General features: G+C 41.1%; 15 protein-coding genes. 4 read left to right on the top strand and 11 right to left on the bottom strand.

What is annotated here, in order from left to right:
- Window positions 1-45: 45 nt before the first annotated feature.
- The 10 genes from KPC_RS12035 to KPC_RS11990 all read right to left on the bottom strand — a co-directional run bounded on the left by KPC_RS12035 (window position 46) and on the right by KPC_RS11990 (window position 8,250).
- Entirely contained in the window at window positions 46-465 is a 420-nt protein-coding gene (locus KPC_RS12035) for a F0F1 ATP synthase subunit epsilon (RefSeq protein WP_121974618.1), read from the bottom strand.
- A 17-nt stretch (window positions 466-482) separates the two neighbouring features.
- Window positions 483-1,877, bottom strand: coding sequence for a F0F1 ATP synthase subunit beta (atpD, locus tag KPC_RS12030; protein WP_121974617.1), 1,395 nt, complete (start codon window positions 1,875-1,877; stop codon window positions 483-485).
- Between the two features lie 29 nt (window positions 1,878-1,906).
- Window positions 1,907-2,776 carry a F0F1 ATP synthase subunit gamma gene (gene atpG, locus KPC_RS12025; RefSeq protein ID WP_121974616.1) on the bottom strand — a complete coding sequence of 290 codons (870 nt, stop codon included), beginning with the start codon at window positions 2,774-2,776 and terminating at the stop codon, window positions 1,907-1,909.
- Window positions 2,777-2,863: 87 nt separating this feature from the next.
- Window positions 2,864-4,408 carry a F0F1 ATP synthase subunit alpha gene (gene atpA, locus KPC_RS12020; protein ID WP_121974615.1) on the bottom strand — a complete coding sequence of 515 codons (1,545 nt, stop codon included), beginning with the start codon at window positions 4,406-4,408 and terminating at the stop codon, window positions 2,864-2,866.
- A 63-nt stretch (window positions 4,409-4,471) separates the two neighbouring features.
- Entirely contained in the window at window positions 4,472-5,008 is a 537-nt protein-coding gene (locus KPC_RS12015) for a F0F1 ATP synthase subunit delta (protein WP_121974614.1), read from the bottom strand.
- Window positions 5,009-5,020: 12 nt separating this feature from the next.
- Window positions 5,021-5,491, bottom strand: a complete 471-nt coding sequence (locus tag KPC_RS12010; RefSeq protein WP_004858262.1) for a F0F1 ATP synthase subunit B — start codon at window positions 5,489-5,491, stop codon at window positions 5,021-5,023.
- 39 nt (window positions 5,492-5,530) lie between these two features.
- Window positions 5,531-5,776, bottom strand: coding sequence for a F0F1 ATP synthase subunit C (gene atpE, locus KPC_RS12005; protein WP_016654735.1), 246 nt, complete (start codon window positions 5,774-5,776; stop codon window positions 5,531-5,533).
- An 84-nt stretch (window positions 5,777-5,860) separates the two neighbouring features.
- Entirely contained in the window at window positions 5,861-6,736 is an 876-nt protein-coding gene (gene atpB, locus KPC_RS12000) for a F0F1 ATP synthase subunit A (RefSeq protein ID WP_121974613.1), read from the bottom strand.
- Window positions 6,737-6,838: 102 nt separating this feature from the next.
- Entirely contained in the window at window positions 6,839-7,237 is a 399-nt protein-coding gene (locus tag KPC_RS11995) for an ATP synthase subunit I (RefSeq protein ID WP_121974612.1), read from the bottom strand.
- 170 nt (window positions 7,238-7,407) lie between these two features.
- Window positions 7,408-8,250 carry a metal ABC transporter solute-binding protein, Zn/Mn family gene (locus tag KPC_RS11990; protein ID WP_121974611.1) on the bottom strand — a complete coding sequence of 281 codons (843 nt, stop codon included), beginning with the start codon at window positions 8,248-8,250 and terminating at the stop codon, window positions 7,408-7,410.
- A 137-nt stretch (window positions 8,251-8,387) separates the two neighbouring features.
- Between KPC_RS11990 and KPC_RS11985 the strand changes: the two genes are divergently transcribed.
- Genes KPC_RS11985 through znuB form a run of 3 tightly spaced genes read left to right on the top strand, consistent with a single transcriptional unit; the run spans window position 8,388 to window position 10,450 of the window.
- Entirely contained in the window at window positions 8,388-8,885 is a 498-nt protein-coding gene (locus tag KPC_RS11985; protein WP_121974610.1) for a transcriptional repressor, read from the top strand.
- Entirely contained in the window at window positions 8,858-9,646 is a 789-nt protein-coding gene (gene znuC, locus KPC_RS11980; RefSeq protein ID WP_121974609.1) for a zinc ABC transporter ATP-binding protein ZnuC, read from the top strand. The genes KPC_RS11985 and znuC overlap by 28 nt, the downstream gene beginning before the upstream one ends.
- A gap of 3 nt (window positions 9,647-9,649) precedes the next feature.
- Complete coding sequence (gene znuB, locus KPC_RS11975) at window positions 9,650-10,450, top strand: zinc ABC transporter permease subunit ZnuB (protein WP_121974608.1); 801 nt, start codon at window positions 9,650-9,652, stop codon at window positions 10,448-10,450.
- A 123-nt stretch (window positions 10,451-10,573) separates the two neighbouring features.
- Here the strand turns inward: znuB and KPC_RS11970 are convergent, their stop codons facing one another.
- A complete protein-coding gene (locus KPC_RS11970) occupies window positions 10,574-11,194 on the bottom strand; it encodes a LysE family transporter (RefSeq protein ID WP_121974607.1) in 621 nt (206 codons plus the stop codon).
- Window positions 11,195-11,359: 165 nt separating this feature from the next.
- Between KPC_RS11970 and KPC_RS11965 the strand changes: the two genes are divergently transcribed.
- Window positions 11,360-12,280, top strand: a complete 921-nt coding sequence (locus KPC_RS11965; RefSeq protein ID WP_121974606.1) for a Dyp-type peroxidase — start codon at window positions 11,360-11,362, stop codon at window positions 12,278-12,280.
- Window positions 12,281-12,325: the final 45 nt, after the last annotated feature.

The raw sequence follows: 12,325 nt of genomic DNA, 5'->3' as shown, positions 1-12,325 counted from the left end.
AAAAAAAGCCACCTTTCGGTGGCTTTTTCAATCTCAAACTGCAGATTACATCGCGCGGTTCTTGATTTTGCGGATCGTTTCGAGCTGACCTGCAATCTCTGCAAGAGATGCAAGTGCAGCAGCAGAATCCAACTCGCTTTTTTGGTTTGCAAGCAAAGCTTCTGCATTTTTACGTGCTTCAAGAATTGCAGCTTCATCCAAATTGTCAGCACGGATTGCAGTATCTGCCAATACCGTAATAACATGCGGTTGTACTTCTAAAACACCACCTGATACATAGACAATTTCTTCTGTACCATTTTCCAACTGAACACGAATCGGTCCTGGTTGAAGCAAAGTTACAAGTGGAGCATGACCAGGCATAATACCCAATTCACCACCTGCACCTTTTGCGATAAGCATAGTCACAGCGCCAGAGTAAATAGACTCTTTAACACTTACGACATCACATTGCATAGTCGCCATGAGATGATCTCCTTAAATTAGAGTTTCTCAGCTTTAGCAATCGCTTCGTCAATACCACCAACCATGTAGAACGCTTGTTCTGGAAGGTGATCGTATTCACCAGCCAAGATACCTTTAAAGCCACGGATTGTTTCTTTAAGAGGTACATATTTACCAGGAGCACCAGTAAATACTTCAGCTACGTGGAACGGTTGAGAGAAGAAACGTTGGATTTTACGCGCACGGTAAACAACTTGTTTGTCTTCTTCAGACAACTCATCCATACCCAAGATTGCGATAATGTCTTTAAGCTCTTTATAGCGTTGAAGAACGTTTTGAACGTTACGTGCAATGCTATAGTGCTCTTGACCAACAACTAATGGATCTAATTGACGAGATGTAGAGTCAAGTGGATCGATCGCTGGGTAAATACCACTCGACGCGATATCACGGCTCAATACAACTGTTGCGTCTAAGTGAGCGAATGTTGTAGCTGGAGATGGGTCAGTCAAGTCATCGGCAGGTACGTATACAGCTTGGATAGATGTAATCGAACCGTTTTTGGTTGACGTGATACGTTCTTGAAGAACACCCATTTCTTCTGCAAGTGTAGGCTGATAACCTACCGCAGATGGCATACGACCTAACAATGCTGATACTTCAGTACCCGCAAGTGTATAACGGTAGATGTTGTCGACGAATAATAATACGTCACGACCTTTACCGTTTTCGTCTTTTTCATCACGGAAATATTCAGCCATAGTCAAACCAGTCAACGCTACACGTAAACGGTTACCTGGTGGCTCGTTCATCTGACCGTAGACCATTGCTACTTTGTCAAGAACGTTAGAATCTTTCATCTCGTGATAGAAGTCGTTACCTTCACGAGTACGCTCACCAACACCAGCGAATACAGATAAACCTGAATGCGCTTTAGCAATGTTGTTGATCAACTCCATCATGTTTACGGTTTTACCGACACCAGCACCACCGAACAAACCAACTTTACCACCTTTCGCAAACGGGCAAAGCAAGTCAATTACTTTGATACCAGTTTCTAAAAGGTCAGTAGAACCTGCTTGTTCTGCATAAGAAGGTGCCTGACGGTGAATCGCCCAACGTTCAGCTGTCTCAACAGGACCGGCTTCATCTTGCGGACGACCCAAAACGTCCATGATACGACCAAGAGTCGCAGTACCAACAGGTACAGAAATAGGCGAACCAGTGTTGCTTACAGAAAGACCACGTTTAAGACCTTCAGTAGAACCCATGGCAATAGTACGTACAACACCATCACCAAGCTGTTGCTGAACTTCTAAAGTAGTTTCAGTACCTTCAACATGGAGAGCGTCATAGATCTTTGGAACGCTAGTGCGTTCAAACTCGACGTCGATAACCGCGCCGATGATCTGAATGATACGACCGCTACTCATTGCTGTCTCCTCAATTCAAATTAATAGTGTTAAACGGCAGCGGCACCACCAACGATCTCGGAAATTTCCTGAGTAATCGCGGCTTGACGCAGCTTGTTGTAAATGAGTTGTAGGTCTTTGATAAGCTGACCTGCGTTATCCGTAGCTGCTTTCATCGCAACCATACGTGCAGACTGCTCACACGCGATATTTTCAATCACGCCTTGATATACCACAGACTCGATATAGCGAACCAATAAACCATTTAAAAGCTCTTCAGCTTCAGGTTCATAGATATAGTCCCAACCGAATTGACGATTGAGGCTTTCGCCTTCTTTTGCCGGAGCTAAAGGAACCAGTTGTTCTACTTTAGGTTGTTGAGTCATCGCATTGACAAAACCATTCGATACTAAATAAATGCGATCTAGTTCGCCTTTATCGAATGCATCAAGCATAACCTGTACAGAACCTGACAACTGCTCTAAACCTGGTGTATCACCAAGCTGAGTCGTTGCTCCAAGCACTTTACCGCCGTAGTTTTTAAAAAACGAAACCGCTTTTTGACCAATTAAAGCAAATTGAACTTCAATTGATTGCTCTTGTTGCTTTTGAACATGCTGAATAACTTTTTTGAACAAGTTAATGTTCAAACCACCAGCAAGACCACGATCAGAAGAAACGATGATATAACCCACACGTTTCACTGGACGATCAATCATATAGCGGTGTTTGTATTCAGGGTTCGCTTGTACCAAATGAGCAATTACACGGTGCATATTTTCGGCATACGGACGGCCTGCAGCCATACGCTCTTGCGCACGACGCATTTTAGAAGCAGCTACCATCTGCATCGCACGCGTAATTTTTTGCGTGCTTTTGATACTAGCTACCTTGGCGCGAATTTCTTTTAAATTTGCCATATACGCTTAACCTAGTATTCGAAAGCCCTTTCGAGCCTCCGAAGGTTGATCCGTGAACCAAACCAACTAAGTCTTTAATAAAAAAGATTAGTAAGTTTGAGTCGCTTTGAAGCTCTCAATACCTGCTTTGATTGCAGCTTCGATGTCTTTGTTATAATCACCAGTTTCATCGATTTGTTTCATTAATGCAGCATGTTCAGAACGGAAGAACGAAATCAGTGCAGCATCAAAATCTACGATTTTATTTACAGGAACGTCAGCCATATAGCCTTCGTTTGAAGCGTAGACAGAAACAGCTTGGTCAGCAATTGAATATGGAGCATATTGTTTTTGCTTCATCAACTCAGTTACACGTTGACCGTGTTCAAGTTGTTTACGAGTTGCTTCATCAAGATCAGAAGCAAACTGAGCAAACGCTGCCAATTCACGGTATTGTGCAAGAGCGGTACGGATACCACCTGACAATTTTTTGATGATCTTGGTTTGAGCAGAACCACCAACACGTGATACAGAAATACCAGCGTTCACAGCAGGACGAATACCCGCATTGAATAATGATGTTTCTAAGAAGATCTGACCGTCAGTAATCGAAATTACGTTTGTTGGTACGAATGCAGATACGTCACCTGCTTGAGTTTCAATAATTGGTAAAGCAGTTAAAGAACCAGTTTGACCTTTAACTTCACCATTAGTGAATTTCTCAACATAATCAGCAGATACACGAGAAGCACGCTCAAGTAGACGTGAATGAAGATAGAATACGTCACCAGGATAAGCTTCACGACCTGGTGGACGACGTAAAAGCAATGAAATTTGACGGTAAGCAACCGCTTGTTTAGATAAGTCATCATAAATGATTAACGCATCTTCACCACGGTCACGGAAGTATTCACCCATTGTACAGCCAGCATATGGAGCCAGGTACTGCATTGCTGCAGGATCAGCTGCTGCCGCTGCTACAACAGTTGTATACGCCATTGCACCAGTTTCTTCTAACTTACGTACTACGTTTGCGATTGTTGATTGTTTTTGACCAACTGCTACGTATACACATTTAATGCCAGAATTCTTTTGCGCGATGATTGCATCGATCGCCATAGCTGTTTTACCAGTTTGACGGTCACCGATAATCAACTCACGCTGACCACGACCAACAGGAATCATTGTATCTACTGATTTATAACCAGTTTGTACAGGTTGGTCTACTGATTGACGCCAAATTACACCTGGTGCTACTTTTTCAACAGCATCAGTAAGTTTTGCATCAATAGGGCCTTTACCATCAATCGGGTTACCCAAAGCATCTACTACACGGCCTAAAAGTTCTGGACCAACCGGAACTTCTAATACACGACCTGTGCAACGAGCTTTTTGACCTTCCTGAAGGCTTAAGTAGTTACCTAAAACAACGGCACCCACTGAATCCTGTTCTAGGTTCAGTGCCATACCAAATAAGCCGCCGTCGAATTCGATCATTTCACCGTACATTGCGTCAGCAAGACCGTGAATGCGCACGATACCGTCGGATACCATAACAATGGTACCTTCGTTTTTAGCGGTCGCGCTGGTGTCCAGATCGCCGATACGCTGTTTAATGAGCGCACTGATCTCGGATGGATTCAGTTGTTGCATTGCGCTATACCTCAATCTTTTTAAAGTTCAGTCTTCTTACATGCAGTAATTTATTGTTAATAATTACGCAAGAAGACGTGTCCGCATTTTTTCAAGCTTGTTAAGCGCAGAATCATCTATCACTTGGTCGCCTGCACGAATAACAACACCAGCAATTAAAGCTTTGTTTACTTCAACTGTGATATTCACTGCACTGTTAAAGCGTTTTTCGAGTGCTTTAGCCAATGTTTGTTCTTGCTCTGCAGTCAAAGGAAATGCAGATTCAATCACAACATCAACAGTATTGTTATTTTGTGATTTGAGCTGTTCATATTCTTCAGCAATTTCAGGAAGCAAAGATAAACGATCGTTATCCGCAAGTAATGTCAAAAAGTTAGACACTGCTTGAGTTTGCTCATCCCCTAAAATTTTAGAGAAAAGATCCACCTGCTCAGCAGGAGTTAGCTCAGGGCGATTTAAATAAGCGGAAAATGCTTCATCTTGCACAGCTGCACTAAGCAATTGTAATGCTTGAGACCAAGAGTCAGTTGCACCTTGTTCTGAAGCATAGCCAAATGCTGCTTTAGCGTACGGGCGTGCCAACGTCAAGAGTTCAGCCATATTTCGCCTCGCTTATAGTTTAGCAGCCAGCTGATTAAGCATGGCATTATGAGCTTCTGCGTCAACTTGTTGGTCGAGAATTTTCTCAGCACCAGCAACTGCAAGAGCAGCAACTTGTTGACGTAATTCTTCACGAGCAGAATTGATTTCTTGATCAACAGTTTCTTTCGCTTGTTGACGAATACGCTCACCTTCAGCTGATGCTTGAGTACGAGCTTCTTCTACCAATTGTGCCGCGCGACGGTTCGCTTGTTCGATCAATTGAGCCGCTTGTGCTTTTGCTGCATCGATTTCTTGCTTAACTTGAGCCTGCGCATCCGCAAGATCAGCTTTCGCTTTTTCAGCAGCATTTAAGCCATCAGCGATACGACGCTGACGCTCACTAATCGCATTGATTAGTGGTGGCCATACAAACTTCATGCAGAATGCGACAAAAATCGCAAATGCAATCGCTTGGCCAATCAATGTGAGGTTGATATTCATTGCAAATTCCTCAATGGTTTAATTTAGGAATTAAGCTGATTAACCTACAAATGGATTTGCGAAGATGAAGAACAAACCAATACCAACGCCGATCATAGGCACAGCATCAAGAAGACCCGCAATTAAGAACATACGAGTTTGAAGTTGTGGAGCCAATTCTGGTTGACGAGCAACAGCTTCAAGAAAGCGACCACCCAAAAGACCAAAACCAATTGCAGTACCTAAAGCACCAAAAGCGATTAAAATAGCAGCTGCAATCGCAACAAGACCAAGACCTAGTTCCATGATAATTCCTCAGAGGTTAGGTTTTATACCAATTAAAATAAAAAGTTCTAAGCCTAACCATCGTTTGATAGTTAGGCATTACCATTAATGTTTTTCGCTTGCCATGCTCAAGTATACGATAGTAAGCATCATAAAGATAAATGCTTGCAACGTAATAACAAGAATGTGGAAGATAGCCCAAGGCACAGACAAAGCCCACTGGATCCAGAACGGCAATAATGCGATCAAGATGAAGATCAACTCACCCGCATACATGTTACCGAATAGTCGGAGTGCCAATGAAATTGGACGTGCAAGGAAAGTTACTAATTCCAAAATAAGGTTAACTGGAATCAATAACGCTTTTGCAATTTTGTTACTTGGGTTAAATGGGTTTAAAGCTAACTCACCAATGAAACCACCAACACCCTTTTCTCGGATGCTATAGAACAGGATAAGAACAAATACAGATAAAGACATACCTAAAGTTACGTTTGGATCTGTAGTTGGAACTGCTTTGTGGTAAACGTGGTGAGGATCCATGCCAAATACATTTGCACCGATTTGTTGAACTGCGTAAGGAATCCAGTCAACAGGGATCAAGTCCATAAAGTTCATGAGGAAAATCCACACGAAAATAGTCAGTGCAAGTGGCGCAATCAAACGTGATTTGCCATGAAATGTGTCACGGACACTTGAGTCAACAAACTCGATAATCATTTCGATTACTGCCTGGAATTTAGTTGGAACACCTGCATTTGCAGCTTTCGCAACACACCAGAACAACAAACAGAAAATCAAGCCAAGTCCGATAGACCAACCCATTGAATCCAAGTGAATTGCAGTGAACCCCATCTCTTGAGCTTCTTTTGCACTCTCAGCCAATTTCCATGTCCCATCTGGCATTTTGCCATAGGTCATATTGGTCAAGTGATGCTGAATGTACTCAGTCGAAGTAAGGGCATGTTCTTCAGCAGCCATAAATCACACCTGGTCAATGTCAATTACTAAAAAGAGTTTAGCGAATATCGCGTGCTGCTTGATATCTCGCCTCTCTCAAAAACTTTTCAATTTCTAAAGGATTTAGTCCTGTTTCTGTAGTCGAGAAACCCAAAAAGGAGCTACCCACGACATGCTTTGAACAAGAATAAAACCAAAAAACAACGCTACCGGTGACAACGGTTTCACATTGCTTAAAATTAAAATGAAGCCAACAATCACAATCGCCATCTTGCCCCACATACCACGATACATGTTCGTAAGAACCTGTTTGGAGGCTCGTGCGCCTGCAGCTCGAAACGATTGCCAAGAAAAATAACAACTCGCCAGCCAGCAGACGAATGCACCAAGTGCTGCACTCAAGGCCGCAGTTGAGTCTTTCAGGACCCACGCTATCAAGGCTGAAACAGGTATCATTATTGCTTGCAAGTAGACCAAAGCTTTTGCTAATCGTCGGTCAATCAAGCGACTAGTTCGGCTCATTTTCTATCCACTCACAGCACAAATGCTTGACAAGTTTAGCTGATGATCGTTTTTAATCGCAGGCATTATAGAGTTACACCCCTGAACATGCAATCTTTTCCCGACCTTAGTCGTGTTTTTTTCAAGGTTTGCGTTGCTTTTGTTATGAACGATTGTAGCCTATTTTTGCATCATTTTCGTGCATTAAGAACACATCGTTGTGTTTCTGCGGCTAATTTTTTCCATCCAGACACAAAATCTTGATCTACAGTCATGCTTTCATCCACTGACTGAAATGAAATTGGGTTCAGTTTTTGGTATTGATTTGAACTCGCATGAACCTCTGCCAGTAAGCACATTTTTTTGTAAGGACGTGTATCATTTAAATATTTTATTTGAGCAACAGTAGGGGCAACATGTGGATCATCAGTTAAAGCCCCTGAAAACTTCAAATTCATTGAACGTTCTAAATATTGATAGGCATCATGAAATGACCAATATGGTCGTGCCGCTCCTTGACCATTATAACTCTGGGAAACAACGAACATTTCTTTTGCAAATGCCTGAGCATTTTTCCAATATATTGTTTTATGCTCAGGATGCTGTTGTGATCTTAATGCCGCAATAAAAAATCCGATGCGCACTGCATTATTAGGATCTAACCACACATGTGTATCTACCGTATCTTTAAGCATGACTCCCCGAGTATTGCGAAGTGGTAAAGTTTGTACCAATCCTGAGTCCAAAATTGAAATTGCTTTTTGGTTACCATTCAATACTTTTTCTAAAGGTGCTTCATGTTCTTTGCCCAACCAGAGTATTAAAGATGCATTTTGAATCACACGTCTATGCTGAGGAGTAAGTTGCACATCATGCCCTGACTGATTACTTAAGAGTAATTCTGGCTGTTCCACACCTTGTGTAATTTCTTTGGCAATCAAATAAATCGGGTGTACTGAGACAACAAAGGGTGCTTGTGCCCAACCTAAAGTTGTCACTAAGACAGAAATACAGAATATATATAAACGGGACATGATAAATAGCAACCATTGTGGCGAATAATGTTATAATATAACAAAAGTTAAAAAATGCCTATGCTATTCGTAAGAAGTCTTCTCTTCATGTTAATATGATCGATTCTTTCCTGATTGCGAAATCATAGAGGTCTGTTATGAGCTTATGTTCTCACGAACATCACAATACTCTTCATGGCGTGCATGATCACCAGAATGTTAAAGCTCGCCTAACAGAAGCGGAACAAATGTGTGCAGCCTCTGGTGCTCGTTTAACGCCTTTACGCAAAGAAGTCCTGGAATTGATTTTGAATGCATCTAGCCCAATGGGTGCATATGACCTTCTTGCAAAGATTAAAAGTGCTTCTGATCGTCCTGCTGCACCACCAACAGTTTATCGCACATTAGATTTTTTATTGGAAAAAGGCTTAATTCACCGTTTGACCTCGATTAATGCCTATATCCCTTGTTGCCATCCCCGTGAAGGTCATCAAGCTGCATTTTTAATTTGTACAGAATGTCATACTGTTAAAGAAGCATCTGCTCAGGGATTAATGCAACAACTTGATGAGCTTGCTGCTTCAGATAAGTTTAATGCTCATCACAGTATTATCGAGATTTCAGGAATATGTCAGCAGTGCTCGAAACAAGCATAAAACCGACTTTAATCGAACTCCAGCATATCCATGTTCGTATTGATGAACGGGATATCCTTAAAGATGTTGACTTCTCTATTCACGAAAAAGAAATCATTACCTTGATCGGACCCAATGGAGCTGGAAAATCAACATTGATTAAAGTGTTACTCGGCATTGTTAAACCTAACTCGGGCAAAGTAATCTCAAATAAACCACTTAAGCTGGCTTATGTTCCCCAAAAGTTCAACCCATCTCATAGTTTACCTTTACGCGTAAAAGATTTACTTGATCTGGAAAAATGTAATGCCCAGATTAAAGCTGAAATTATAAAAGATACAGGTATTGCCAAGCTTGAAAATTCTAAAGTTCAACAATTATCTGGTGGTGAACGACAACGAGTATTATTGGCACGCGCCCTGTTACGCCAACCTGATCTATTGGTGCTTGATGAACCCATGCAAGGCTTAGACATTCAGTCTGAAGCTGAGCTTTATGATTATGTACGTAGTTTACCTGAACGTTATGGTTGTTCCATTTTAATGGTATCTCATGATTTGCAATGGGTTATGCAAGGCACTGAACGTGTTGTTTGTTTAAACAAACATATTTGCTGTAGTGGATTGCCTGAACGTGTTCAACAAGATCCTGCATATCAGGCGTTATTTGGAAACCAACGTGTTCTATATCAACACCATCATGACCACTGTGCTCATGGTGATACTGCCACAACCTGCCAGCATGATTCACGTCCACACATTCACCCAGAACCGGAAGCTTAAACCATGATGGAATGGTTACAACTCTTATTACCTGCATGGATTATGGGAACGCTGCTGGTCTTTTTAACTGCACCACTTGGTTGTTTAATGCTTTGGCGACGAATGTCTTTCTTTGCGGACACAATGGCTCATGGTACTTTGCTTGGTGTTGCAATCGCTGGAGCGTTAAGCCTTCCTCTTTGGGTTGGCGTAACATTTTTAGCCTTATTATTAGTTGCCATACTTTGGGTATTACATGATCCAAGGCTTCCAAATGACGCACTGCTTGCTCTAAGCTCCGCCACGCTCCTTTGCTCAGGTTTACTTTTAATACAACATTTACCAAGTTTAAGACCTGAACTTTTAAGTTACTTATTTGGTGACCTTCTGACGATTGACTGGTCTGACTTACCAGTATTTGCAAGTGTTATTATTTTTGCCTTGGCTGTTCTATATAAATACTGGCAGGCACAAATTCAAATCGCCATAGATCCAGATATAGCTGTCAGTGAAGGTGTAAATGCAAAATGGCAACGTCTAGTATTTATGCTCCTTCTTGCATTATTTACCGTTTTAGCCCTTCGGGCGGTAGGTTCACTACTTATGGGAGCCCTATTGGTCATTCCTGCATTAACTGCCCGTCTACTGGCACATTCTCCTAAACAAATGGTGGTCTGGGCATTTATCATTGCCCAAATCGGAGTTACGGTTGGTTTATGGTCAAGTGCTGGTTTAAATATATCAACAGGTTTAAGCATCGTCTTATGTATGTCGATTATTTTCGCTGTGATTTTTGGTGTGCAAAAAGTTAGAAAAACTTATTAATGAATATTTTAATGTTTTGCCTAAAGGCACCTCTAAATAAACTTGGCAAATACGATTTCTCATCTAGCTTCTCATCAGGCTAGATGAATATTCGATAATTTAAGTAAAATATAACCACGCCTGCTACTGATGCACCATACTCAACAGACCAGCAGCACAACTAAATAAAATTGCGAAGGTACGATTCATATATTTCTGTTGTTTTGGTGAAGTAAGAAGACGTAAAACTTTTGCAGCGAGACCTGTATACCCTGCCATCACAATCAAGTCTATAAGTACCATAGTCATCGCCATAACAACATATTGGATCCATTGTGGTTTAGATAAATCTAAAAACTGCGGAAGTACTGCCAGCAAAAAGACTATCGCCTTTGGATTACTCATATTGATAAGAAAACCATGCAAAATCAGCATTGGGGCTGTTTTAGGATGTTTCTCAGCCTTGATTTCAATAGATTGGACTGGGGCTGTCCATTGTAAATATGCCAAATATAATAAATAAAGGACACCGAACCATTTTACCAGCATAAAAGCCCAGGGTGTCGTTGCAAACAGCACTCCTACACCAGCAGCAACAATTGCAATCTGGACTATAAGTGCGAGTTGTAAGCCAATAACGTTCCAATAACCATGCCTAAATCCATAATTTAGGCCACTCGACATGGATGCAATTGCTCCTGCGCCAGGAGAAATACTAATCACCCAACAAGCAACAAAAAAACCAAACCAAAGATGGTAAGACATAAGTAAAATAGCAATAAAAAGCGAAAAAATATTATAAGCTGAATATAAAAATTACCAATAACTAATTTAATCGCAAAAAAGTATAACTTAAACACTATCCAGTATTTAATGCATCATGCACAATGGACTCAGATACAGATAAAAATATAGAGGAGCCATTTATAAATGACAGCCCAATCGGTAATTTTACCTTTACCATCAAATCATGCGCGCTTTATTGTTTTACGTTTAAAAGATCTCACTATAGCGGGGTTAAAAAAGCAACTGGATCATTTATTTACAACTCGAGACCGTCTAATCACTCAACATCCTGAAGCCGAAATTAAAACCGCTGTTGCTTTTGGGCCTGAGCTTTGGTCAAAACTTTATGACAAGTCACCAGAGGGCTTTAAACAACTAGAGCCAATTCAAGGTTCTTTTGATATGCCTGTTGCCCCCGCAGATCTTATTATTCATATCGCAAGTGCAAGAACGGATATTTGTTTTGCCTTGAGTCAGTGCTTCTTTGACGGTATCCAAGATCAAGTTGAAGTCCTGGATGAACGTGTTTGTTTCAGGTATCTGGATGGACGTGATTTAACTGGTTTTATAGATGGTACAGAAAACCCTCAATTTCCAGATGATCGAGCAGAAACAGCGCTACTTGGAGAAAATACGGGAATCTTTGCAGATGGTTCTTTTGTTTTTGCTCAACGTTATGCACATCAGCTTGATAAATGGAAACGTCTAAAAGTTGATGCACAGGAAAACGTCATTGGGCGTACCAAACTTGAAAGCATTGAACTTGAAGATGATGTTAAACCTGAAAACTCACATATTGCTCGTGCAGTAATTGAAGATGATGAAGGTGAAGAGTTAGAAATCTTGCGTCACTCATTGCCCTATGGAGATGGTCAAGGTGATCAAGGTTTGTTCTTTATTGCCTATACTAAAGATTTAACCCGCATTGACCGCATGTTACATCGCATGTTTGGTACAAGCGGTGATGGTATTCATGACCGTTTACTACACTTTGTAACCCCTTTGGATGGCGCATATTACTTTGCACCAAGTGAAGAACTGTTAGAAAAAGTTTTAGAAAATTGATAAAAACCATTTATTAATAAGCAGCTTTATAAAGTTGCTTATTAA

The organism is Acinetobacter stercoris (assembly GCF_900323515.1).
Classification (GTDB): Bacteria; Pseudomonadota; Gammaproteobacteria; order Pseudomonadales; family Moraxellaceae; genus Acinetobacter; species Acinetobacter stercoris.
This window is presented reverse-complemented; position numbering and strand designations above follow the sequence as displayed.